The sequence below is a fragment of the Bacteroidia bacterium genome (assembly GCA_027493955.1).
In the GTDB taxonomy this organism is placed as follows: domain Bacteria; phylum Bacteroidota; class Ignavibacteria; order SZUA-365; family SZUA-365; genus JAOSJT01.
Map to the genome: position 1 here is coordinate 3,423,649 of JAOSJT010000001.1, position 26,433 is coordinate 3,450,081.

16 protein-coding genes are annotated in these 26,433 nt (G+C 56.9%); 5 read left to right on the top strand and 11 right to left on the bottom strand.

Annotated elements, in window-relative coordinates; all coding sequences use genetic code 11:
• Positions 1-123 precede the first annotated feature (123 nt).
• On the bottom strand, positions 124-561 hold the full coding sequence (locus M5R41_13115; GenBank protein ID MCZ7557334.1) for a hypothetical protein: 438 nt from the start codon (positions 559-561) through the stop codon (positions 124-126).
• A 786-nt stretch (positions 562-1,347) separates the two neighbouring features.
• Here M5R41_13115 and purE point away from each other — a divergent pair.
• Entirely contained in the window at positions 1,348-1,836 is a 489-nt protein-coding gene (gene purE / locus M5R41_13120) for a 5-(carboxyamino)imidazole ribonucleotide mutase (GenBank protein MCZ7557335.1), read from the top strand.
• A 97-nt stretch (positions 1,837-1,933) separates the two neighbouring features.
• Here the strand turns inward: purE and M5R41_13125 are convergent, their stop codons facing one another.
• Positions 1,934-2,125, bottom strand: coding sequence for a 2-hydroxymuconate tautomerase family protein (locus M5R41_13125; protein MCZ7557336.1), 192 nt, complete (start codon positions 2,123-2,125; stop codon positions 1,934-1,936).
• A 100-nt stretch (positions 2,126-2,225) separates the two neighbouring features.
• Between M5R41_13125 and M5R41_13130 the strand changes: the two genes are divergently transcribed.
• Together M5R41_13130 and M5R41_13135 are read left to right on the top strand one after the other, a co-directional pair.
• Positions 2,226-5,468: a T9SS type A sorting domain-containing protein gene (locus M5R41_13130; protein ID MCZ7557337.1), complete on the top strand. Its 3,243-nt coding sequence runs from the start codon at positions 2,226-2,228 to the stop codon at positions 5,466-5,468.
• Between the two features lie 298 nt (positions 5,469-5,766).
• Complete coding sequence (locus tag M5R41_13135) at positions 5,767-8,691, top strand: serine hydrolase (GenBank protein MCZ7557338.1); 2,925 nt, start codon at positions 5,767-5,769, stop codon at positions 8,689-8,691.
• Positions 8,692-8,910: 219 nt separating this feature from the next.
• On the opposite strand, the gene M5R41_13140 is transcribed toward M5R41_13135, so the two are convergent.
• Positions 8,911-10,116, bottom strand: a complete 1,206-nt coding sequence (locus M5R41_13140; GenBank protein ID MCZ7557339.1) for a hypothetical protein — start codon at positions 10,114-10,116, stop codon at positions 8,911-8,913.
• A 224-nt stretch (positions 10,117-10,340) separates the two neighbouring features.
• On the opposite strand from M5R41_13140, the gene M5R41_13145 reads away from it, so the two are divergent.
• On the top strand, positions 10,341-11,171 hold the full coding sequence (locus M5R41_13145; protein ID MCZ7557340.1) for an energy transducer TonB: 831 nt from the start codon (positions 10,341-10,343) through the stop codon (positions 11,169-11,171).
• Positions 11,172-12,186: 1,015 nt separating this feature from the next.
• On the opposite strand, the gene M5R41_13150 is transcribed toward M5R41_13145, so the two are convergent.
• The 8 genes from M5R41_13150 to M5R41_13185 form a co-directional block, all read right to left on the bottom strand.
• Complete coding sequence (locus M5R41_13150; protein ID MCZ7557341.1) at positions 12,187-14,661, bottom strand: T9SS type A sorting domain-containing protein; 2,475 nt, start codon at positions 14,659-14,661, stop codon at positions 12,187-12,189.
• A 427-nt stretch (positions 14,662-15,088) separates the two neighbouring features.
• Positions 15,089-16,768, bottom strand: a complete 1,680-nt coding sequence (locus M5R41_13155) for a capsule assembly Wzi family protein (GenBank protein MCZ7557342.1) — start codon at positions 16,766-16,768, stop codon at positions 15,089-15,091.
• Entirely contained in the window at positions 16,765-18,078 is a 1,314-nt protein-coding gene (locus M5R41_13160; protein ID MCZ7557343.1) for a hypothetical protein, read from the bottom strand. The genes M5R41_13155 and M5R41_13160 overlap by 4 nt, the downstream gene beginning before the upstream one ends.
• Before the next feature lie 73 nt (positions 18,079-18,151).
• Positions 18,152-19,546: a sugar transferase gene (locus tag M5R41_13165; protein ID MCZ7557344.1), complete on the bottom strand. Its 1,395-nt coding sequence runs from the start codon at positions 19,544-19,546 to the stop codon at positions 18,152-18,154.
• A 292-nt stretch (positions 19,547-19,838) separates the two neighbouring features.
• Entirely contained in the window at positions 19,839-20,750 is a 912-nt protein-coding gene (locus tag M5R41_13170; protein ID MCZ7557345.1) for a fibronectin type III domain-containing protein, read from the bottom strand.
• 98 nt (positions 20,751-20,848) lie between these two features.
• Complete coding sequence (locus M5R41_13175; GenBank protein ID MCZ7557346.1) at positions 20,849-21,064, bottom strand: hypothetical protein; 216 nt, start codon at positions 21,062-21,064, stop codon at positions 20,849-20,851.
• 5 nt (positions 21,065-21,069) lie between these two features.
• The gene (locus M5R41_13180) at positions 21,070-21,753 is read right to left on the bottom strand and encodes a hypothetical protein (protein MCZ7557347.1); all 684 of its coding nucleotides are present in this window, start codon (positions 21,751-21,753) and stop codon (positions 21,070-21,072) included.
• Between the two features lie 19 nt (positions 21,754-21,772).
• Positions 21,773-23,509, bottom strand: coding sequence for a T9SS type A sorting domain-containing protein (locus tag M5R41_13185; GenBank protein MCZ7557348.1), 1,737 nt, complete (start codon positions 23,507-23,509; stop codon positions 21,773-21,775).
• A 640-nt stretch (positions 23,510-24,149) separates the two neighbouring features.
• Between M5R41_13185 and M5R41_13190 the strand changes: the two genes are divergently transcribed.
• Entirely contained in the window at positions 24,150-26,309 is a 2,160-nt protein-coding gene (locus tag M5R41_13190) for a family 20 glycosylhydrolase (GenBank protein MCZ7557349.1), read from the top strand.
• Positions 26,310-26,433 lie beyond the last annotated feature (124 nt).

Sequence of the window (26,433 nt, forward strand, 5' to 3'; positions counted from 1 at the left end):
GTGTGTTTTCCATAAATGAAAATGGGAATTTTCAGCTTGTGTAAAGAACTGCACGGACGGGAAATATCCCGTCCGTGCTGCTCTTTGGAGGATCGATCCGGTGCGTATCCGGAGGCGATATTCTTATTTGCCGCGCCGACCATTTCCGGCTTTGCTGCCGCTACCGTCCTGCAGCGGGGCGGGGCCGCCGGTTGCGCCATTGCCGCGAAGAGCCTTGCCTGCGGGTGAACCATTACCGGAGCTGCGCACAAAGTCTGGGTCCTGTCCGTTGGGAATGCCGTCGCCGTCGGCATCGGGCGCGTTGTCGTTTATGCCGTCGCCGTTTTCATCGACAAAACCGCGTCCGTTCGTGCCGAGCTTCGTACCGGTGTAGTCGGAATCTTTGCCGTTGGGAATGCCGTCGCCGTCATCATCGGCGGCATTGTCGTTGATGCCATCACCATTGAGATCGATGAAACCGCGATTGTCGGGACGGTTCTGCGCCGAAGCGCTGTCCGCATTCACGAAAGTAATGATCAGTGCGAAAGCGAGCAGTGATGCGAGAGAAATGAGGTGTTTCATGGTAGCTCCTGTTGAGATGAGTGAGGTTTCGATTCTGTCAAAGGAGCATCCACTATCGTGCCAAAACGAAAATCACCGAATCCGGAGCAGAACCGCAGGAGTACACTGCACGGAATACTTGCTAGTGGCAAATATCGTCGAAGGTTGGAAAAATTTGTCGATACAGGCGGATGCAACGCTGATTATCACTGTGACCGTGCGATCCTACTCCTCGCAGCACCTCTGCATATAATACACACGTCGAGGGTCACGGATTGCTGCGGATTTTCACTGCGCGAATTGGACGCTTCCTACCGTCGGACACTCAAAAATGGGTGATTCATGAATCGCCCATTTTCGTTCCATCAATCGTTCGACTCAATCGAATCCGACCAGAGCTTCTCCACTCGCCACCGGGATCTGACAGGAGCGTCTCGAAGATGTCCTTCGCGATTCCCTTCGCCGATGCGGGTGGCTGTCGCACAAATATGTGCGGAAAATCGTCAAAAACGGCCCATTTTCAACGGTGACGAAATAGAGACCTCAAAATTTTTCTTTTTTTTTTAAGACATTTTCAGCAACTGGAGCGAGTGGCTCTATATATAGGATACAGGGCCTGCGGCGATCTTCGATAGGGAGGTGGCGCGTGAGGGTATGAGCCAGAAAGATGCCATGACGCCGCAGGCCCCCCTCTTTTTTTTCTCATCAATACAACCATTGGCGACCTCATGAGGCCGGTGCGGAAGATTTTTCCATGCTCCTCCCGTTTCGTAATTTACGTTGGTCCATCATCACATTGGAGATTTCATGTCCGACAGCAATCCTCTCGTCATCGTCCTCATGGGCAGTACGTCCGACTGGGACGTCATGCAGCACACCGACGCTACGCTTACCTCCTTCGGCATTCCGCATATCTGCCGGGCTCTTTCAGCGCACAGAACTCCATCGCATGTCATTGAACTGATTTCCAAGGCAGAGGAAGACGGTGCAGAGGTGGTCATAGCCGCAGCCGGTGGCGCGGCGCATCTCGCCGGCGTCGTAGCCGCGCATACCCTGTTGCCCGTACTCGGCGTACCCATGGGCAGCGTGCTGAACGGGCTGGATTCTCTGCTCTCCACCGTGCAGATGCCCGGCGGTATACCGGTGGGCACGCTTGCTATCGGCAAGGCCGGCGCGGTCAATGCGGCGCTGCTTGCTGTGGCAATACTGGCCAACAAGCGCCCTGAATTGCGCGAAAAGCTCCGTGATTTCCGGAAAGAACAGGAGGATAAAGTCCTCAGTTCGACACTCCCGTAGAGGAAGCGGGACGTCTTCTTTTCAACGGCCCGGAGCGCATGATCCGGGCCGTTTATTGTGCTTCGAATGATGCTGGTCGCTTCCTCCAGTTCGCCCGCTATCTCCCCAGTTCCCTCGCCGTTTTTCCTCCTATCCCGTAGTCATCTTTGTCCATGGTCGAGATAATCACCCGCACGGACTCCCCGGGCACGTGCAGCGTTTTCACCGCTGCTTCAGTGAGCGCGTGAATCAGTGCCTTTTTTTGCTCCACGGATCGTCCTTCAAGAATAAACGCTGTAATTATCGGCATGATCAACTTCCATTGTGCTACATTACGCTTGAATATAGGTAAATTGTGTTGTACAATTGAAGTGTTACTTTAAGTCCGGACACAGCGCGAAAGAGGCACAATGAAATCACCGATCAGCTTTCTTCCCGTCCTGCTCATCGTGCTTACGACGGCTCATGCCCAGCCTCAGCTTTCCGTCTCCATACACATCCCTGCTTTGAGTGTCGATCCCGGCGGTCAATCGTACTCTCCGATCCCCCTTCCGGTTCAGGCGACCATTTACAACACGGGCAATGTCGCTTCGGCGCAACTCTCCGCGCGCATCAGTTTCACCGCTGATCTTTCTCTCGACGCATCGGAACAGGGTGCGGTGATAAAGATACCGACACCTTCCGCAGTTGCGCCCAACGATTCGGCGAAGGTGGAATGGCTTCTGTACCATCCACCTTCCTTCGCTGCGAAAAATTATCGCATTCGGATCTGGCTGCTGACCTCGGCGGTGGATTCTTTCGAGACGCAAAAACTCTTCACGCTTCCCGCCATGGCGCCACCGGATTTCAAGTTTTCGCTTGGTCCCATACCAGCGTTGCAAGTGCGCGCGGATTCACTCGGGTACGAAATGAATCCCTTCACCATCGCCTTGCGCCTCTCGAACCAGGGCGGCACCACGATTGACACCGTCTCCGTTCAGTTTCACCTGCCGACCGATTACATACTCGACCCGTCCACGCAAGCGAATCCCTACATTGTATCCATCCCCATGCCGCCGCCGACGGCGGGCAATCCGCGAGTTGACATTCTGTGGAATGTACGGTATTTCGGTGCCACGATTCAGGCGCGCAGCGATACCTTCCGCATTGTCGCACGGGGAAAGGATATCGCAGGGAACTGGCGGGAAGAAGACACGTTGTTCATTGTTCAGGTGGACGGCATGTCGCCGGCCGTTGAATGCACTCTCCCGGGGACGAATGCCTTGCAGTACGACGCGGCAAGCATCTACTCCCCCCAACCCTATCGGCTCACGGCGCGCATTGAAAATATCGGCGAGCAATGGGCACAACTTCTCAGCTTGAAAGCCATGCTCATTGGTGACGACGTTTCGCTGCTCGGTGCCGCCGTCAAACCCGCGGGTCCTTCGCTGCTGCCAGGGAACATTGTGACCGAAACCTGGGACATCGCCGTGCAGCGCAGGGCAGCTACGCGACAGTTCACCGCTGTGGTGGAGCTCACCGATCTCAACGGGCGGAAACGACGCGTTGAGAAGATCATACAAGTCCCGGGCAAACCGTATCACCTGACTGTGGAAAACCTGACCGCAGCGGATACACTTGCGCGTAACGCCGAAGGAACGAATTTTGTAACACCGGATATCCCAATCCGCTACTCTGTCGGGAACCGCACGTGGTACAACAGTACCGTGCAGTACGTTCGAGTGCAGTCGCAGGGTGTCGGTATCGTGGCTCCGCCATACCACGAACATCAGCCGATGACCCTCCTGGCACCGGACGAAGTCAGTCCGCAACGGGAGGATGTATTTTCCGTGGAAGGCCAGGTACAGGGACGCATCGTCAATTTCCATGTGCTGGCGGTAAGCGACAGGGGCGACACCGCACGGGGCACCAGACCCGTGTTCGTGCCGGGATTGCGCCCCATTCTTACGCTGCAACGCAACGGGACGGATGCCCTGCGTTACGATAGAGCGAACGACTACGCACCGAATCCCTTTTATCAGGAGTATGTGCTCCGCAATGTTGGTCACGTCACGGTACGTGTAGATTCGCTGCGGCTCTCGTACACCGCGGACGGTGTCACCACGCCCGACCCGTTGTTCCGCACCGTGGGCTGGAATCTGAATCCGGGCGATTCACTTGTGACGCGGTGGAATTTCCTCGCCTATAAACGCAGTGTGGATCGCGCTCTCGATTTCAACATATCCGCCTGGACCTCGGGCGAGCAGCATCTCACCCTCGCACACACACTCAGCATCCCCGGACTGTACCCCGTGCCGGAACTTGTCTTCAGCGGTGACGATACGCTGACCTATGATCCCGTGCGTGTGTACACCCCTAATCCCTTCACACGCACACTGACCGTACGCAACATCGGCACCGATGACCTCGGTTGCGATTCCGTGCGTCTGTTCTTCGATGATACGCGCGTTCTGCTCAACGACAGCGACCTATGGAGCGCCGGAGCCCTCCTGGAAGTGGACAGCGCGCTCGAACTGTCGTGGCGCTTCACCGCGCTGGAGCGTGATGTGTCCGTCCTTCTTCCGGTGACGGCAACACTGTACCACGCACAAGGCAGCAGCGAACGTACCGGGTACGTGTTCATACCGGCGCTCACGCCGGGGCTCGAGATCTCTTTCCTGGGTGATTCCTTTCTGTCCATGGACGCCGATAATGTGTACACACCCAATCCCTTTGCGAGAGGCGTGCGTGTCACCAACAACGGTACGGGTATGCTGCGCCTGGATTCCATTCGTCTGAAGAGCAACGATCCCGATATTCGCTTCGACGAAGCGCCGACACAGCATATCAATCAGGTGTTGCAGCCCGGAAATTCCGCTACAGCGACCTGGCATGGGCGCAGCAATCCGCGCTTCATAGCGGGAAATGTGCTTCTTGAATTCGATGTTCATCACAGCGGCGGAGAAGTCCTTCCCACCGCGACGGACATACGTATCCCGGGAAGAGCACATTATTTCAACATTGTCGATATGGATGCCCCGGCACGACTCACGCTTGATCCGAGCGGCTATGCCTATAGCAGCGAGGGCTTCGGGTTGCGCTTCCGTGTCCATAACGACTGCTGGGCGAAAACAGTGTTCACACGCGCAAACATCGAAGCCGACGTACTGGACGGCATCGTCCGCGTCGGAGCCACCGGCGACATTCTGCCCAATGAGCCTTTGGCTCCCATGGCAACGTCGCAGTTCGTCGTCGACAGCTTTGTCGTGCTTCCACGGACCACCGAGCGCTTCGTCACATTGGACATCACGGTGTATGACGGTTTTATGCGCAAGGGTACAGCGAAAACTACCGTATACATTCCCGCCGCCCTGGCGACATCGGTGTCGGAAATTCCTTCCCGCAGCGATTTCCACATTGCTGCCTTGTATCCCATGCCTGTGGCGGCAGAGGCACGTGCGGAGGTGAGCGTGTTGCTTCAGGGTTTGCGCATCGGAAACGTCACCCTCGAACTGCGCGATATGCTCGGTCGGCTCGTTTCCCGCATGCACATTGAAAGCGACGGAGGAACGGGGCTGTACCGTTTGCCTATCGATCCGGTGAGCAGTGGTACCTATCTCCTCCGTGCAATCAACAACAACCGTGCTGCCACCCGACTGCTGCAGATACGTTGATGTCCGCTGCTTGGGAGTCTTGACGCGCTGGTGCTGCGGACGTGCTTCCAGAGACCGGAGTCAGATCCCGGTATTGTTCCGCCCCGCTACTGACAGACGCATCCGGCGCGCTGTCCACCGTTGCTGTTCCGTCCGTGCGTGCCGATGAACGGCGTCCGACTTGATTTCCTGTCTAAATCGTACATTACCATTATCATACATGTACCTGCATGTGTGGTGCATCCAGCCCGCACCGGGAAAGGAGTGTCCTCCCCTCCGCCTTGCGGGCGATACCGCTGATTCACGAGTGCTCCGAAGGATGATTCGAATTCTCCGACAACTCCTGCTCCTTCTCCTGCTGCCGGTCATGCAATCCTGCGGAATCGTGGAGAGTATCCTTCCCTGGCGCGACACGAACACCGCAGAAGAACCAGCCTTGGTCGCACCCACACAGCCCCCTGTCCATGTGGCGTTGGTGGAATACGACAGTCTTCTTGCGGATTTCGATATTGCCGGCTACCCGCGGCTCCATTCCGCCTGGGTGGACAGTGTGTACGAAACACTCTCTCCACGGGGTCGCCTTGGTCAGCTCATCACAGAATTCTCCTTCAGCGAAGCCAACGGCCGCACGCTCACAAAGCTGCTCGCGAGTGTGCGGAGGGACAGCATCGGCGGAGTTATTTTCTCACGCGGCAGCAGCGCATCACTGCGAAAGATCATCGACACCCTGAGCGTCGTGGCACGCGTGCCTCTGCTTTTTTCCGCCGATTTCGAATATGGACCCGGCATGCGTCTGACGGACGGATACCGCCTCCCCTCGATGATGGCTATTGCGGCGACGCGATCGCCGGATCTCGCCTACCGTGCCGGAACTGCGGTGGCGAAGGAATCCCGTGCACTCGGCATTGGTCAGAACTACGCGCCGGTTTGCGATATCAACAGCAACCCGCAGAATCCCATCATCAATACGCGCTCATTCGGTGAAGACAGAGAATTGGTGGCGGAAATGGCTGAAGCCTACATGCGCGGCATGCAGGATGCGGGGTTGATCGCTACCGCAAAGCATTTCCCGGGTCATGGCGATACGCAAACGGATTCTCACACAAAACTTCCGTTGCTGCGCATAGACAGGCAACGCCTCGATTCCCTCGAGCTCTATCCCTTCCGGCGGCTGGTGGATGCGGGCGTCATGTCCGTGATGCCGGGACACCTTGCTGTACCTTCCCTGTCTGGTGATTCATCTCTCCCTGCGACACTTTCGCGTGTCATCCTCGATTCGCTTCTGCGGGACGAATTGGGTTTCCGTGGACTGGTGGTCAGTGACGCGATGAACATGAAGGCGCTGACCCGAAGCCGGGTGCGCAATATTCCCGCGACGGCACTTGCCGCCGGCATCGACGTGTTACTCATGCCGGAAGACGCGTCGACAGCGGTGGATTCGCTGGAAGCAGCGATGCGGCGCGGCGAACTTGACAGCGCCGCAGTGGCGCGATCAGTCAAAAGAGTCCTCGCCATGAAAGAGTGGAGCATCGACCAAAAGGCGCTGCATGACTCTTCGGAACATCGCCTCGATCAAACCCAGAGACACAGACAGCTTGCACGGCATATCGCCGCGCGGGCTGTGACTTTGCTCGGAAATCAAGACGGCCTGCTGCCGCTGACACTTGAGGGAAAGCGCATCGGAGTACTTTCGTTGAGCAGGGATGAGCGCACACCCGCTGTCGCGGAATTTGCCGAGGCGCTGCGCGCAACGGGTGCGGTCGTGCGTCATGTATCCGTGGATGCCACCTCGCGCAATCACGGCAGCGCGGTACGGGATTCTCTCGCCCGAAGCGACGTTCTGTTTATTGCAGGTTTTCTCCCTGTCATAAACGGTACGGGAAGCATCGGATTAACCACCGTGCAGAGAGCGGCTCTGGAGCAAGCGGCGGAACTTCGCAAGCCCGCTGTCGCCCTTGCGTTCGGTAGCCCCTATTTCTGCGCCGCATATCCGCAAGCGAAAGCATGGGTGTGCAGCTATAGCGATGATGAGGCGTCCGTGCTTGCGACCGTCGACATGCTGAAAGGCGACATCCCCGCTTCCGGACGCCTTCCCGTAAGCATTCCGGGAATCGCGCATTTCGGTGCGGGCGTGCAAACAGCCGACGGCGACGAGCGGGTGTCTATACAACTCGCAGCGCAGTTCCGGGGTGTGGACAGCTTGATACACGAGAAAATCCGCGACAGGGCCTTTCCCGGTGCGCAGCTTTTGGTTCGTCTGCCCAATGGCAGTATCTACCGCGCGAATTATGGCCGGCACAGCTACGACTCGGATGCTTGGGATGTATCGGACAGTACGCTGTACGACATCGCGTCGCTCACAAAGGTGGTCGCCACAACAAGCGCCGTTATGCGTTTGTTCGAGGATGGTCGCTTGCATTTGGACAGCTCCGCTGCATCCTATCTTCCCGAATTCGGCGAAAACGGTAAAGACGTGGTCACCATACGGCAGCTGCTGCAGCACCGCGGTGGACTGGAGGCCTTCCGGCAGTTCCATCCTTCCATGAGCACCGAGAGCGAGGTTCTCCATGCAATTTATGCCTCGCAGCTCCAGGCACCTGCCGGGAGCCGCACGCTGTATTCCGATTTCGGCATGATTGTATTGGGAAAAATCGTCGAGCGCGTCACGGGAATGCGGCTCGATGAATTTCTGTCCGACATACTGTTAAAGCCTCTGGGCATGCGTAACACCATGTTCACTCCTCCGGATTCGCTCCGCCACCGTATCGCCCCAACTGAAGTGGACACATCGTGGAGAAGACGCCTGATACACGGCGAGGTCCATGACGAAACAGCAAGTCTGCTCAGCGGTGTCGCCGGACACGCGGGCCTGTTCGCCAACGCCGACGATCTTGGCCGCTTCGCAGAAATGCTGCTGCACCTGGGAGGAGGTATCGATTCACAACTCTTCAAGCCGTCCACCGTGCTACAATTCACAAGCCGGGAACGCCCGCGTGACACTCGCGCACTGGGATGGGATATGCGTTCGGTGACGGGTTCTTCGGCCGGACATTATTTCTCTCTGCGCTCTTATGGGCATACAGGATTCACGGGCACATCCATCTGGATTGACCCTTCAGCAGATATATACGTCATTTTTCTGACAAACCGCGTGCACCCCACGCGCGCCAATCAGGCCTTGCCGCGCTTCCGCGCCACGCTGCATGATGCCATTCGCGAGGCGATCTCCGCCCTGCCGCTCTGAACCATTGCTCCATTTGATCCACTGCGCGGATGGTATGGATTGACGCACATCAGGAGCGAGGAAGGACGTGCAGGGATTCTCTTGACAGATTTTCCTTACCTGCCGCACAATAATCTTCCCTGCGGTTCTAAAGGAAATCTGCGGAATACGAGTAGGTAACAATGCGTTCGCTGTTTGCACGGGGATGGCTTTCGGCATTGCCCGAAGCACTGATCCCGGCTACCAGCCCGCTCCGATGCCCCAAGTGCTGTTGATGCCGGCAAATATCCGTCCTTCCGTCGTGACCGTTATGAAGCAGCCGGGAGAAATGCCGCCGATCCTGAACACACCGGGATACACATTCGCCGTCAAGAGGTTCGACGAAATTCCGCTCAGTACGAACGAGGCGAGCAGTGATCCCTCACGATCCCAGTACAATCCTCCGCTCCAGGTGAGATCCGCGGTCACACGCAAAGGATTCTCTGTTTCCGCGTGGAGCTGCTTCGTCCGAAGTCCAGCGGCCAGTGAGATGGCGTCCCCGTTATCAAGCCGTACGCTCGCCCCCAGCAATCCATTCAATCCGAACACATACAGCAGAGACCAGCGTTCGCTCCCCGGAATTCCCAGTCGCACCGAGAAGTACTGCCCCGCATTGTGCACATGTCCATTCGACAGGAGCAGAGCCGGCTGCAGCGACCAGTCGGCGAGGTGCAAGGACTCCCCGAAGAACCGGCGAACATCTTCGCTCGAAAACAGCGCTATACCTCCAAGATCGAAGAGATATATGTCCGCTATCGGATCAATGAGCCGTCCTTTGACGGCATTGTTCTCCATCACCTCATTGAGCAGATGCCCCGCCATGACCGTTCCCGCTGCCCACCAGCCGGGAGCGGACACACCGCGCGCATCGAACCATTCCGCGAGTCGGGCCCAACTCGCGCCGCCACCGATAAGGTGCAGCTGGTAATTCGGCCACCAGCTTGCTCCCGTGTTGAATTCCAACGGCAGCACCTCATGTCGCAAGAAGCGCCAGAAGCCGTATTCTCTGACAAGCGAAGCCGGACGTACAAGATTTCCGAATACGGTCGACGCCGCGGGAGCATACGGATACGTCAGAATATCTTTCCGGTATCGATCAAGCTGCGTAATGTCGTATCCCATATTCAGAATGACCGACAGAGGATGTATCTGTGCATGACTCCCTATACCGGGATTACGGTGAAAGACATAGCGAAGCGAATCGGGATTCGCCAGCATGACGCCACTCGTCGCGAAATGCATGATGGACGCGCTGAAGATAATTTTCCACAGAACCAGTAATCCCGCGATACGGCCACGGCGAAAAACCGACAGCAGTTCCCGGCCGTCGCTGCCAGCGCTGCGTTCCGCGCTCCCTCGCACGTCGTCACCCTGGCAAAGCGCTCCACGGCCAGGGAAGTGGCTCATCCTCATACGCTCTTGCGGCAAACGAGGGTATCGAGATTGTTGCTGAAGGAAAATGTGGTACAATGGTGGAATCATAGAAGACAATGTCGATGAGCGGGAGGTTACAAACACGCTAATTTTTTCTTTGGATTTTATTTTCTTTCCCCGTAATGTTACAGGACTGATCAAGCAGAATCCCATTCTGCATATCCCGGACTCACATATATTCTCTCGAAGAGGTAAACATGCATCGTACCGTCTTCACTGTCCTCATCTTGCTTTTGCTTTGCGCCTCCGTGAGCGCACAGCCGGTCAAGTCACGCGGATTTATCCCCCCGCTCTTTACGCTGCCGAAAGCACAGGACGAAGTACGGTTCACCGGTTCAGCGCAACCTCGTTTCCAGCTTCCCGATTATCCCGCCGCGCAGCTCAACGCCGGTACGGAAGGCGCAGTCGAAGCAACATTGTATGTTACCGCGGAAGGAGAAATTGTTTATTCGGAGATCAGCGTCAGTTCGGGAGTCAAGGAATTCGATAATGCCGTGCTCGAAAGCTGTATGAAGTCGCGCTTCCCCGCCGGCTTCGCAACAGTGAAAGGGCTTCCTCATGATTTTAAAATTTCCGTCCCCTTTTATTTTCTCGTGGCCTCCGACCCCGAACAGTACTGGCATTCCCGCCTCGAACTCGCCCGCATTCAGAACGAATATGAATCCGTAATGAAGAAATTCGAGGACATTGTCATGTCCCGTACAACCGCCTCCGACGCACGCAAACGTGAAATTCAGCGGCAGATGGAAGGCACAGTGGCTGCCGCGAAAAGCGTCCACCGCATTCTCGCGGAAAAAAAGGAAAAGGCGATCATCCGCCTCCGTGGCATGATTGATGCATCGCGCTCCGAAGGCACGCCGCTTGCGGACACCCACGACGCCAGCTGGCGCTCACAGAGTCTGGATCCCGCCCAGGCAACGGTGCAATCCGGTGCCACAGGCGTCGGCGTCATCAGCATACATGAGATGTCCGGAAGTGAATCCGAACGACTCGCGCAGGAACTCGAATTAAAGAAAGCATACATGTAATCTTTCTCTGCATGACATGAAAGATCCGCTTCGGCGGATTTTTTTTGCCCGCAATGTTTGGGCAAATCATGTATCGCCACGTTTTTACCGTATCGCCCGGTGTGGGAATAGGTGCGCGGATCACACGGATGAACACGGATTTTCGCGGCGCTTTTTTTGGAGACACATGCCGGGTGTTGGTAGGGGATTCTAATATGGGCGATTCATGTATCGCCACGTTTTTACCGTATCGCCCGGTGTGGGAATAGGTGCGCGGATTACACGGATGGAAGCGGATTCTCGCGGCGCATTTTTTGGAGACACATGCCGGGTGTTGGTACGGGATTCTAAAATGGGCGATTCATGTATCGCCACGTTTTTACCGTATCGTCCGGTGTGGGAATAGGTGCGCGGATCACACGGATGGAAGCGGATTCTCGCGGCGCATTTTTTGGAGACACATGCCGGGTGTTGGTACGGGATTCTAAAATGGGCGATTCATGTATCGCCACGTTTTTACCACATCGCCCGGTGTGGGAATAGGTGCGCGGATTGCACGGATGGAAACGGATTCTCGCGGCGCTTTTTCTTGGAGACACATGCCGGGCGCCGCTGCGGGACTCTAAAATGGGCGATTCATGTACCGCCACGTTTTTACCGTATCGCCCGGTGTGGGAATAGGTGCGCGGATCACACGGATGAACACGGATTTTCGCGGCGCTTTTTCTTGGAGACACATGCCGGGTGTTGGTACGGGATTCTAAAATGGGCGATTCATGTATCGCCACGTTTTTACCGTATCGCCCGGTGTGGGAATAGGTGCGCGGATTACACGGATGGAAGCGGATTCTCGCGGCGCTTTTTCTTGGAGACAAATGCCGGGCGCCGCTGCGGGACTCTAAAATGGGCGATTCATGTATCGCTACATGATGGAACACCGTGTCCATGCGATGCAGACACCTCGCCAAGGAGTCGCTCGCACGAAAAAAAATCCCCGCCATGTGGCGGGGATGTGAATGAGCGAGGCGCGATATTCTCAGTTCAGCACGACCATTTTCTTCATGCTGCGCTGTCTGCCATCACTGATCGTGTAGAAGTACACGCCGTTGCGCAACTCCGACGTGTTCACGGAAACACTGTGGCTTCCGCCGGACAGACGCCCCTGGTGCAACGTGCGCAGCGTGCGACCGGTGGCGTCGTGCAGTGTCAGCATCACGTCGGATGCCTCCGGAAGTGTGAAGCGTATCGTCGTACCCTGCGCCGAGGCGAAGGGATTCGGATAATTCTGCGCCAGCGCGAAAGCCGTCGGAGCCGTCGCCGGCACCGAGTTGATGACGGCGGATGCTATCCACATGCCGCGACCAAAGGTGGCGGCGATAAGGCGGTTCTGATTGTCAATGTCCACATCGTACACGACCACGTTCGGCAATCCCACGCCAAAACGTGACCAATTCTGACCGCCGTCACGCGTATACCACACGCCGATGTCGCTGCCGATGAACAGCGTGTTGTCCGGATCGTCGCGCGAAATGACGATGCCGTTCACAGGAACATTGGGGAGGTTGCCTGAAATATCCGTCCAGTTCTGCCCGAAATTCGTGGTCTTGTAGACATGCGGTGTATTGATTCCGGAGAATACCACGTACGCAATAGCGGGATTGCGCCGGTCGATCTTTATCCTGCTCACCCAGCGATTGGGGAGCCCGTTGGTGATGTTCGTCCACTCCACATCGGCCGCCGTGATGTTGCTGCTGTACTGCACCGTACCGTCGCCGCAACCGACATACATCGTCGTGGGTGATGACTGACTGACGTCGATGGTGGAGATGACCGAGCTGATGGAGTTGCGCGCGGTCAGATCCGGGCTGATGGCGCGGAAGGTGGGTGTGCCGCTGTCCACGGGTTTTGCTGAGTAGACGAACTGCGTGGCGGTGTACATGCGCGTGCGATCGTTCGGAGCGAGCATCATCGGTGTGAGCCAGTTGAAACGATCACCCGAAAAACCGTTTTCGAGACGCGTCCAGCTCTGTCCGCCGTTAATACTGCGCGCGGGGACAGGATTGCCGGAACCCTCGATCATCAACCGGCTGTAAAGGATGTTCGGATTGCTGGGATCAACCAACACATACCCGCCGTCGCCGCCTCGCCGAATTCTCCACTCTTTGTTGTCGATGTTGGAGGATTGAAATACGCCATGATCCTGAACCCCGCCATAAAAGCGGTCGGCGTTGTTGGGATCCCAGGCGAGCGTATAGAACTGAATGGTTTCCAGGGTTCTTTCCAGCGGGGTCCATGTAGTGCCCTTGTTGAGAGAGCGATACACGCCGCCGTCGTTGCCGAGAAAGAGGTACTTATTGTCGGGAGAATACTCGAGCACGTGTTGATCCACATGCACAGGAGATCCGTTACTCGAGATCTGCGTCCAGCTCGAGCCACCATTGACGGAGCGCCAAAGTTCCAGTCCTCCTACATGAACGGTATCCGCGCTCGTCGGCGCGATACTCAAGCAGAGGTCATAGAAACCCTGCCCGGAAGTCATGGTCGAAGGCAGATTGCTGTTCTGCCGAACCCAGTTTTCTCCGCCATCCGTGCTCATCATCATCGCGAGAAAATCATTGTTGCCGATGTAAAAGCCCTTGCGCACAACAGCGGCCATGAGCAGATCCGGATTCGCCGCAGACACCGCAAGTTCGATGCGCCCGAGCGAGTCATTGGACGGAAAGTTGTTCGAGAGTTTCGTCCAGGTAAAGGGCTTGCCTCCATCAGTCGAACGGTACACACCGTTGACCAGCGCACCGTCGTCCTTGCCGATGGCAAGATACACGATGTCGGGATTGCCGGGCTTGAATTCAATGTCCGTGATAACGCCGCCCTGTGCGCGGGTCCAATTCTGGCCTCCGTCTTCGGAGCGGTACATGTTCGCCCGCGACGCCACGAGTATGACATTCGGATTTCTGGGATCGATCAGGATGCGATGTATCGCGCTCGTGGCCTGCGGCCAGGGCAAACGTGTCCAGCTCTCACCCGCATCCGTGGATTTGAAAACGCCAACCCCGCTGAACGAAGGACCGGAGTTCACCTTGTACAGATCAGCCGTGGGCTCGCCCGTGCCTGCGTACATGATGTCCGGATTCACGGGATCGATGGCGATGGCGCCGACTGGGATGGCATCGGTGAAATCCATGACGGGACGCCAGTCGTTCTGCCCTCCGTTGGTGGATTTGAAAATGCCGCCGCTCGCACCGCCGGCGAAAACGACGTTCGGATCATCGGGACGAAACGCGATGGCGCGCACGCGGCCGGCAATATTGCCCGGACCCAGCGAACGCCAGATGTTGCTTTCCGTAACCTTGTCAAAGCCCTTGTTCAGCCGATTTTCCACCTCCTGCAGCGCCTTGTAACGCTCCAGTTCGACGTTGACGCCGGGATTCCCATACCAGCGCGAAAGGTAATAAAACTCAATGGCGGGAATATGCTTCCGCACACCCTTCGCGCCCTGAAATTTTTCCATCCTGCGCTCATTCATCTTCGACATCACAGTATCCCACCCTGGAGGGGTTTCCGGAAGAACGAGCATCACGACCAGCGCCACGGCGCTTATCGTTGCTAACCCAGGGAGCCAATTCGTACTACGCAGGTGCATCACACAACCTCAATAAACCAATGAAACAAAGCAGATTCGTATTGCGGACAATACGCCAGTCAACTAATCTAGGGTTTTTCTGCACGTAAGTCCATGAAAAACGCCATGCCCTCGTACAACCGCACGGCGACGGCACAACTGCTCATCAACGGTTACCATAACTCCTTACAATTCAATGGGTTACGATAGCCCTATTTCTCCCGCTCCCGCACGGTCCCCATGCTACCGTCGATTTGCCCTATTCGGATAAGAGTTGTCGCATTATCACAAGCGGGGTCATCCTCGATTTCGCAAATCACAGGCGTACGTCCAGAAGCAACGACAGATAATGATCCGACCGTTTTCCCGACACGTCTGAATCCCGATCGCGAAAACGATACGTCCCCTTCACGAAAATATCGCGCCATGGCTCCCACACCCCCGTCACCGTCAGCAGGGTGCTGTTGTCCCGCACACCGGCGAGGAAAGGCGCGATATCGGAGTCACGCCCATCAATCATGGAATGGTATATATCGCCGCCATGATTGACGATGATGGCTCCCTCGGAGTCCACCTCGTTTGCGCCATGCCTTCGCAATTGAAGCGCGGCACCGAGACGCAGATCCGCACCGGCCCAGTAATCCAGGCCGAAATACAATTCGTCGCTGTTGGGGGCCAGCTCAAATCCCAGCGCCGCGCGATCATGTGTGTACTGATTCCCCATGTAACGATGTGTGTAGACATAGGGATCGATGCGCGAATACTCGACGGTGATGTCACACTCCGGCAACAAGGAGGAAAGGGTCGTACCCGCCTGGAGAATAAACTTGTTTCCCCACCAGCTCTTTCCCAAAAGACTGAAATCAACATCGTCTATCAGCCAGCTTCCGTAGAGCTCAAGGCCGTCAATGCCCAATGTGGACAGCTCGAAGCCGAGCATCGGATTGTCCCTGTCGCCGCCCGCGTGCTCGGCCGATTTATAGAAATTGACGGGATTGAGATACGCCAGATCCATTTCACGGCCTGAATAGATGACCGCTTCGAACACCCCCAGACGCAACAAATCCAACAGATCGGCTTCGAGGCGGTGCATGGACACATATTTGGCGTCGTAATACGGTTTGCCCTCCGGCAGACGTGTGAATTCCGAAAGCAGTGCCCCATGCAGAAAACTGAAACGCACCGCGCCGAAGCGCGCATCCACGTGCACCGCGTCGAACGGTGCCGCATTGTTGCTCAGCAGCAGTTGATTCGAGCGGCCGGTGCCGGAAAAACGCGTCTCCTTCCCGAGCGAAGCCGATCCCCAGTCCCAGCTCATGGACAGCACGGCTTCCGTCAGATCGAAGTATTCCTTGTCCAGAGCGCCAAAGTTGAAGTTCTTCCGCAGTTGCGGATCGGACAAAGCCAGCGAGCGGTTCCCGGAGGCCATGCCGTTGGTGGCAGTCAGGGAGTAACCCAGCAATCCGCCCAGCGTCCCCCGGAAACGCCCGCCAATTTGTCCCAGCGTGACATTCGTGTTACCCTGATCGGATAACATCGTCCTGTATTCGAGTGACGCCAGCGCTTCCATGAACATGGTAGATTCTCCAGTAGCCGAGCGCCAGGCATAGAAATGCGTGGTGGAATCGGAAAACACCGCCGCCGCCATGCCGGGGATGGAGGCCTGCGCTATGCTGCGCGGAGGAGGAGCGTCCAGTGCGCCGGCAAAAAATTCGTCCTCATAGCGTGCGAGTATCCGGCGCTCGGTGTCGGACAGCAGGTCGCCGCGCTTGCGCAGCTCGAGCAGAAAAGTACGCACCTGTTTCAGTTCCATCGGAAGCCAGGCGCGGGAGTAGCCCTCCACATTTCCTTGTACATGCTGCCTGTTGAGAAACTGATACACGGGATGCGCGGCGGGAACATGCTCCGCCTGCGCATGAAGCCGTTCCGCCGTGAAGGAGAGGACAAACAACGCGAGCATCGCGCCGCCTGTGAAATGCTTCAGTCTCGCTTTCATGCCTGAATACCTTTCATTGTCGTTCCGTTCGCGGGGGTATCCTCTGTCTGTTGCCGAAACCATGTGTGAACGGCATACGCGCAGGGAATGATGTACAAGGGCGCCAGTACCATCTGATAGCGGCTCTCGATATGCAGCGCGGATACCACGACGGCATTGAGGCCGATTATGAGCAGTAGCGGAAGCGCGTCGATACGCCGACGGAACAACAGCCACGCTCCGATGCATGCGCCGATGGAGAGCAATGCGTGCGGCACCCAGTACAGCGGCGACCGCGCCCGCTTGTCCGACCAGTCTATGCTCAAAAACATGAGCAGCTTGCGCGCATACAGACCGGTCGCCCGCAGCGGATCAGCTTTGATAAAATTCAGCGTTTCCCGGCGATATACATCCATCACGGCGAGTTCATAACCGCGATCGCGGGGCAACGCTTCGATTTCGCTACGCAATTCCGGCGTCAGCCAGTTTGCGCCGCCCGTCGCCTTGAAACTGCCGCCGCTCGCTTCCGGATGATTGCCGCGCCAGGCGTTCAGCCAGACATTGGTGGTAAAAGGAACAAAACTGCCGAGCGCGGCGGTGTTGCGCAGCGCCCAGGGCGCGCAGACGACGATGAGCATCGCAAACGCTATCGCGCTCCGCCTCCATTCGCTTCTCCAACCCAGCCAGAACAGCAGCAATATGGACGCGGCGAAACCCTCGGCGCGAAACATCGTCCACATTCCGGCGGCCAAACCCGCAAGTACCGCGGCACCGGTACCGGAGGAGTTACGCGGCACGCGGACAAACATCCAGAGGGCAAGACCCATCGTCAGGTGATACCAGGGTGTGCCCCCGAAGGTGGCCACGGACACTACCACTCCGGGATAAAGCGCGGTCAACACCGCGGTCCAGCGTGCCACACCCTCGCCAAGCAGCACACCGGCCGCGCGCGAAATAAAAACCACCGCGAGCAGTCCGGCGGTAACATTCAACAGGTACAGCAGCACGTACGCAATGCTGTTTTCCCCGACAAGGTAAAACACACCAGCCGCGACGAGCACAAATCCGGGCAGAGTGAAGGCCGATGGCGTAGCGTCCTCATACACACGCGGCACATGTCCATAATCGGCGTGCAGAATCGGAAACACCGTACTGTAGCCCTTGCCCGCCACGAGGTGACGCGCAATACCGCCCGTTTCGTAGAGCTGCGGACTGCGCAGATCACCAAAGTACAGCACTGCCCCGAGTCGCAGCAGAAGCCCCGTCCCGAGTACCAGCATCCAGAACTTCCTTGCGGGGATTGTGCTCACCAACGCCGCCATCGCCCTCATGAACTCGTCTCCGCTTCGGGATAGGATGGAAGCGCCTCGCTGGCCGGCGAACGTCCGCTGAGTCGCAGCGGCCTCACGCTTGTCCCTTCGCGGTGATCATGCGGAAAAAGGTGTGAATCAGGATTTTCACATCCATGCGCACCGACATGTTTTCTATGTAAAACAGATCGAAGCGCAGCTTGGTGCGCACATCCTCCATCGAAGCGTCGTACTTGTGCTTGACCTGCGCCCAACCCGTCAGACCCGGCCGCACATTCAGACGCCTGCGGTACAGCGGGATTTCACGTATGAACTGCTCCACGAAAAACGGACGCTCCGGGCGCGGCCCCACGAGACTCATACTCCCTTCCAGGATATTGATGAATTGCGGAATCTCGTCCAGATGCATACGGCGCAATACACGACCCACCGGCGTCACACGTGGGTCGTCGCGATCAGCCCAGCGTGGCCCGCTTTTACTCTCGGCATCCTGAAACATCGAACGGAACTTGACGATGCGGAATATCTTTCCGTTTTTACCGACACGATCCTGAAGGTAAAACACCGGTCCTCTCGATGTGAATTTGATCAGCGCGGACAGCAGCAGCCACAGCGGAAGTCCGATCAATAGCACGAGCAGCGACACCACGATATCCATCAGACGCTTCACCACGCGCTCCCACGGCTGCATGAGCTGCGGGGTGATTTCGATGAGCGGGAAGCCGTAAATCTGATTTGTTCGCGCCTGTCCGGAGATGATATCGTACATGTCCGGACGAATCTTGATTTTCACATTGTGATTGCTGCATCGGCCGATGATGTCGATCAGAGCCTCGTGCTCGGTGGAGGGCAGCGCGACTAACACCTCCTGCACGGGGTGTTGCCGGAGCACATCGTCAAGTTGCTCCGCATTGCCGAGCAAGGGAACGCGGGTGGGCTGCGTAATCTCTCCCGTGCTCACGTAGCCGATCACCTTGAAGCCCAGCGAAGGATACTCCAGCACCTGGTCGAACAGCTCGCGGGACTGCTCATACGAGCCGACAATGAGCGTGTCCCGCGTTATCATACCGGCGAGAGTCATGCGCTTCAATATGGTGCGGTAGAGCAGGCGGCCTGTGCTCGTGAGGCCAATCATGAGCACGAGGTAAATGAGGATCAACAGGCGCGAGGTGGCGGGATCGTTGGTCAGCGTATCGTCAATGAAGATGAGGAAAAACAACACCACCGTTCCGGCGGTGATGGTTTTTGCGACGGTAATCAGCTCATCGAAGCGCGATTCCGCGTACCAGGGCCGGTATAAACCGAAAAAGAGGAAAAGCAGCAGCCAGAACAGCCCGATGGCGACCATCGGCGTCCAGAACATCGGCTGTATGGGCGTGGCGAAAATGTCCGACGAAACGCGCACATAGTAATACAACGCCCAGGCCAGGTTCACCATGAACCCGTCGATGATCAGAAGTATGACTGTTTCGATTCTGCGTGACAGCACGTGGAGTTTGAACGCCCAATGTTCGCAACCTGTAAAGGTAGAGAGAAAAAGCGAGAAATGACAGTTGGACGAATTCCTGACCGATCCTGCCCGATCCTGACCGGACCTGACCAAGCCGCGCAGATACAAAGTGATGGAGACGACGGAACATGGATATCGCCGGTTACGCGAGTTCCGCACCATCCCGCAAGCAAGCGTTTGATTTTTCGCCCTGCGCGTCTGCATTGTCACGTTGTCGACTGCAGATTGCCTCAGACACTCTCCGTGTCGCGCCGCGCCTGTGTTCGCCGCCTTACCCCCGCTTCGCGAAGTGATTCCCCGCCACGCTCTGAACACTCACCTCGATTTCGATATAGCGATTGTCGCCTATGCCCTGCACCATGCGACCGTTCGGGCCGCGCTTGACCAGCATGCGGAAATAGATGTCGCCGCCGGGACGCAGCAGTTTTCCGAAGTACACACGCCCCTTCGGATACGTGCCGTTCGGAAGCGTGATGAATGTCGCGGTGTAGGCGGCTGTGTCGGGAGGAGAGGAGGCGAGCTGCTCGTTGAGACTGTTGGCCTCGGCCGCATACGCGCTGTTCGTCCAATCCGCGAAGCGAGTACGGGGACCGGGATCGAAGGCGAGCTCGGGACTGCGGATGATAAGAGCTGAGCCGATGCCAATCGTATGGACGTACAAGCTCGCGCGTTCGCGGAAGGCAGGGGTATTCAGGTGAAGAAGTTCGGTGCCGTAATCCGGCGTCCACAGGTCCACCGCCGCAGGATACCCGGTGGCCGTGACGGCATACACGCGGAGCGGCTGATTTGCCGCGTCTTGTGCACGCCGCTCGGCGGGTGCCCACTCGATAGAAGCATATGTGGCGCTGAGCGTCCCTGCCATCGTCCGAGCAAATACGTCGACCGTATACAACTTTCCGTTCGTCAATCCAGTGACGAGAACGCTGCTGTCCTTGTCAAGATCGAGCTGTTGTCGGACGCTGTCCCCAGACAACCGTACAGCGACGCGATACCCGGCAAATTCGGGATGGTCCACATCCGATGAATGTTTCCAGGAAAGGAACAAGGCGGCACTTCCTGACGCGGCACGAAGTTCGGCAGGGGCGGATGGTTGCAACGGGAAAGGAGTATTTACCTCGCCGCTGTCGCAGGCGGCAATGGTGAACACGAGCAAAGCGAAAAGAGGAGTAGTGAAAAAATTCATGGGAATCTCTTTACTGTGGAGTGTATTATACCATAATAGATAATCGGGCAAATCGACGAGCGCTCTCACTTTTTCGCTTCATACTATTTTAGGCCACCCTAAAAATTACCGAAATCTCCTGCGGCCTCCGGATGCAGTATGATTCGCTGGCCGCTGAGAGCCGTGAGCATTCCCCAGTCGGTGAAGGCGAGATATGGCAGGGTTGCGTTTTGGCTGATTCCAAGCGCGGTATTGGGCTCGGGCAGGGCGAAATCGCCATGGACGTGAATGCTGGCCAGATTGAGGCCGAGCGCTCTGGCGGAGTCGAATTGCACGCTGCTCAGATGATGGAGGCGCTGATAGGCGGGAGCGGGGTTGGCGGGCTCCAATCCCTGTACACCGACATCTCGCGTATACGGTCGAGGGTGATGCCGTTGACCACACTGCCGCTTTGACCCATGCGTACGCAGTTCATTGCGTCACCTGAGCGCTGCAACAGCGTTGTGGACCAAGGGTTGCCAATGAACTCCCTATCTCGGAATTCCGTCTCGTTAGACAAGAGGATTGAACTTCGATTGTCGAAATCGTCCGCCGACTCGGGATGGAGCATGATGCGTTCGCCTTTGAAGCGCTCGCTCAACCGGCCGTCGTAGATGGAGGAGCGCAGGTCGTTGGCGGCCGCCGCTTCAACAACGTCGAGGACGGCATTATTGCCCCATGGATTACGCGCACGCTCAACATGATCCACCGCTGCCAATTCCGTTTCAATGGAAACACCGATGAGGTTGAGCCCAAGCGTGCGAGCGAGACCTATGGTGTTGGTTGTCAGACAGTTCCGCACTGTCGGAGGAGGCGCTTCCGGAGGAGGTTGTGGAGTGACCGGTAGTACGCCTCGGACTGAGTTGCAATTCCTGGTCATCGGATTCCAATGCGGCGAAACTCCGTACGCGCCGATCCAGAAATCCGGATCCTGTGCATGCGCGCATGTGCAGCACGCAAAAAGGAGAAACACGAGGTACTTCATAACTTTGCTCCGGGTGGTATTACAGAACAGTGAAGGTACGGTGTGTCAGGTTGTTGCCCTGGCGTAATGAGAGTTGATAGTTGCCGGGCACGAGGCCGGCTATGGGCAGGAGATAGGTTTGCGTCGAGCCGTCGGACAGAAACTCATGCGTCGCCAAAACGCGGCCGAGCATGTCGCGGATTTCCAGATACAATGGCGCCTCAGCGCCGCCGGATACGGTGACGTTTATCGCACCCGCAGCAAGCGTCACCGGATTCGGGTACAGCGTCAGATCGAGCTGCGTAGGTCGTGGCACCGCCGCAACTTCGGTGAGCAACTTCCTGGTGCCGAGGTAGATCTGGAATTTATGGTCCAGAAATAGTGGTCCTTGGCTCCCCCCTTTTCCCAGCACTATGATATCGTCGATTCCGTCTCCGTTGACATCACCAATGTCGTAGGCGCCACCTTGCATATTATCGAGTGATACTATGGTGCCGAAGTGTCCCGTCGGTTGTCGGATGAGACCCGCGTTGGACATGGGGAAAAGGTAGTACAGAAGGCCATCGGGAACCGGAAGGGTGGCCCAGCTTATGAACAGATCGCGCGTGCCGTCGCCGTTCATGTCGCCGACGGGATGGATGCTCATGGGACTGATCAAACCGTTGACATCCGTCCACGGATTGCGTATCGAGTCGTTGGGCAGTATTGTTTCCGGGAGCTCGGCCGAGCCGAGAAAGACCAGAGGGTCGCCGTACTTGCGATGCGCGTTGCCATCCACGATATCATCACAGCCGTCACCGTTCACGTCATAAATCGCGCTCCAGAGCATTTTCGGAACCCAGCCGCTGTCCGAGCGCAGCACGCGTGATGGCGTAGTGGCCAGACCCGAGCGGTTGCCGAGATAAAGATCCCAGACATACGCGCGTTTCATGGCGTCAATACTGAAGCTGACTTGCACCATGAAATCGTCGCAGCCGTCTCCATTGATATCGCCCGTCATGACGTCCAATGGCGAGTCGGTATCCGTGTAGGTCGATGCGTGGATACAATCTATCCGTACCGACGGCTCCGCCGGAAAGGTAGGGCCGCCAAGAAAGAGGAGCATCCGTCTGCGCGGGAATTGCTGTCCGGTATTTTCCGTCGTCAACAGATCCATCCATCCGTCTCCATTGTAATCCAGCGCCTGCAGGGAAGGGCGCCATGGTTGGCCATCCTGATGGCTCCAGGATCCCCAGTACTTGCCGGAGTCGCCGCGCAACAGCACGTCGGGCTCGGCCGCGAACCACGGCTCCTCCGCGCGTTGGTAATAGATACGGATACAACCGCGGCGGTCGGGATCCATTTCGCGGTTGGCATAGCGCACCGCATTGGCGATATCCATACGCCCGTCGTTGTTAAAATCCGCCGATATCTGCGCGCTGCCCCCGCCGGGGAGCATCAGCACCGGGTCCTTGCTCAACGGGTCTCCGCCGAGAAAAATGAACGTCGTGTCCGCCTTCGAGGATACAGCGAAATCGTCATACCCGTCGCCGTTGATATCGCCCAGCGCGCAGCTCCAGGCCGAGAAACCAGGATTCTGCGTCTTGTACAACGTGAGCCAGATCTGGATTTGATAGGTGTCGGGAGCATCCGCTATCGAACTCCATCCGCCACCGGCGTCGGAGGGAATCTGCGCCGTAACGGACCACAACGGCTGTAACAGTAAAAAGCAGAACATGAGCATCGCGACGCGGCGGCATGGAGCCCCGCGCGCGACCGCGAAAGGAAGCAGTACCATGAGTACCTCCTTATTGTGTTTGAAAATATCCGCCATTCCGGGCGGTGCGGCATATTGCGAATAGTCCATCATACATACGGATGACACATCAAACAGGAAATAATTCCCATCAATAAACAATTTGCACCCTCCTGTGAGGACGAGACGCACGGCACGAGAAGGATAAGACCAAAGTCTTTCCGGAGTAAGAATAACACATGAGACACCGAAAAGTTACTGGGAGGTTAAACGTGAAACGTGAAACGTGAAACGTTAAACGAGAGAGGCGTACTGTTTCAGGAGGCGGGCGCTACGTAGTCGGTTGGTGAAAGGTAAGCAGGAGAAGGATTGGCAATCATTCCATCCTCAAAATCGCATTCCTTGCGGCTTGGGTTGTTGCGATGACCTCATGGAAACATATACTGATGAATTCAACGCGGAGAGCCCGGCGGAATAAAGCGATGGACATCACCGATATATATGCCGCCTCGGGATGCCGACGCTTCGCACCATTGGTTCCGCTCTCCATTCGCTCCGTGCCCGGCACCCCGTCAGTAAGTAATTTTCTTTCCGCTCCCGGGAATGAAAAGCAACGCTGGCGTGTCATCCATAGGAGAAAAACCGCTACCTTCATTGTACAAATTCCGGGATGATCCGCTGTATGCAATCTCAACCTGTTCGCGTCACGCCATTGATACTCCCACGCATCGTTTTTCTCCTGTGCCTGTCGCTGTGGGGCCTTCCTGTCGATGCGCAACCACTTCCCGTGATCCCGCTGCCCGTGTCCGCCGATACGCTTCCCGGGTACTTTCTGCTGCATGCCGACTGTGTCATACTCGCGCATCCCGCCATGGAACAACAGGCGCGACTGCTTCCCGCATGGACCGGCATGCCGCTGTCCGTCCATATCGACACCGACGAGGCCAACACCCGTGCGGGCAACGCGATACGCTTCGTACTGGACACGAGCGTCTCCCATCGTGATGGGTATGAGCTCCGTATCGAGCCGCAAGGTCTGCGCATTCACGCGCGGAGCGATACCGGTGCCTTCTACGCCCTTCAGACGTTGAGGCAACTCCTGCCCGCCTCACTGATGGGCGGCTACCGCTTCGCGGCGATCCCTGTGCAGTGCGCGATAATACGCGATGAACCCCGTTTCGAATGGCGCGGCTTCATGCTCGATTGCAGCAGACACTTCTTTTCCGTGGATTTCGTCAAACGCATGCTCGACCGCATGGCACTGTTGAAACTCAACCGCTTTCATTGGCATTTGACGGACGATCAGGGTTGGCGACCGGAGATCACCCGTTTTCCGAAGCTCATTGAAGTCGGCGCATGGCGCGACCGCGGCAGCGATATGTACGGCGGGTATTACACGAAAGACGACATGCGCGACATCATTGCCTACGCGGCGGAGCGCTTCATCATGGTGATACCGGAGATAGACATGCCCGGGCACAGCACCGCCGCGCTCGTTTCCTATCCCGTACTGGGATGCACGCAGCTTCCCGTCCCAGTTTCCAACACCTGGGGAATACACGGCACCGTACTCTGCGCCGGACGCGAGTCCACGTTCGATTTCGTCGACGGCGTTATTCAGGAAATCGCGGAGCTCTTTCCCGGTCCCTACATTCACCTCGGCGGAGACGAGGTTTTATACGAGGCCTGGAACAATTGCGACGCGTGCAAACAGCGGAGGGTCGCCGAAGGCCTCGCCAATGAGCATGAGCTGCAGAGCTGGTTCATGCATCGGGCGGCGGCCATCGTCCAGCGGTATGGAAAAAAGGTGATCGGGTGGAACGAAATGATGATCGCCGGAGGTCCTCCCGGTGCCATCATACAGATCTGGCAGGATATGAACCTCGCCGAACAAGCGCTGCTCGCGAGTCATAAAACCATCATTTCACACTATCGTTACACCTACTTCGACTACGGCCACGATGTGACACCCGGCCTAAAAACCTATTTCTTCGATCCCGCACCGGCGCAGCTTCTGAACATCGATCCCGATGGCGTACTCGGTGTGGAGGCCTGTTTGTGGTCGGAGTCGTCACCCTCACCCGAAACCGCGTACGAAAACACGCTGCCGCGGCTCGCCTATTTCGCGGAGACGGCATGGACTCCATTTAATTTGCGCGACACCGTGAGCATACAGCGGCGTGTCGCCGCGTTTGGCGGAATGTGGACCATGAATGACGATGTGTTCTGGCGCGATCCAGCAATCATGTGGGATGACGGACGTCCCCTGACCGTGCTTTCCGCTGAACAGATGGACGAAAAGCGTTTCCTCGTCACGTTTTCCGACAGTGTCCGCTCCTTTGCCGAGATCCTCCACGCGGAGATTACTCCCCCGCCTCTCATAATTCCCCCTGTCGCGATGACGGCGCCCAATGCTGTCGTGGTCGATCTCGGAGCAATACCGAACGGAATCCCATTTTCACTGGGGCTCTCCGCCTTCAGAAAATCGACAAACCCCTGGGTGTTCGCAATAGATTCCGGCAGGGTCGAGGGAAGCCCTGTCTTGTCTGTTCTGAGAGGTCCCGCGGTTGCAGACACCTTTTTCACTTTCCCTAATCCGGTGTCCAAAGCCGCACAAGCCGGCAGCATCTCGATGTTTCTCAAATTGTCCTTCGGTGGACAGATCCTCGTGACCCTGCACGACATGCTGGGCAGAGAAATTCGTGTCCTCGCCAGGGGTGAAATGTTTTCAGGTCTCCGTCTTTTGCACCTGGATATACGTGATTTGAGCGCTGGATCCTGGTATATACGTGTTGCCGGCACGAATTCGTCCACGGTGACGCGCTTCATCGTTCTGCGTTAATGTCGCCCCATTGGAATAAACCTAAATTCAGGGATTCAGCAGGCATCTAGGCTGCATGAAATGGGGAGGGAGTCGGAACTTGTCAAAATCGAAGCGCAGAGTCTCGAAAAACACCTCAGTTTTA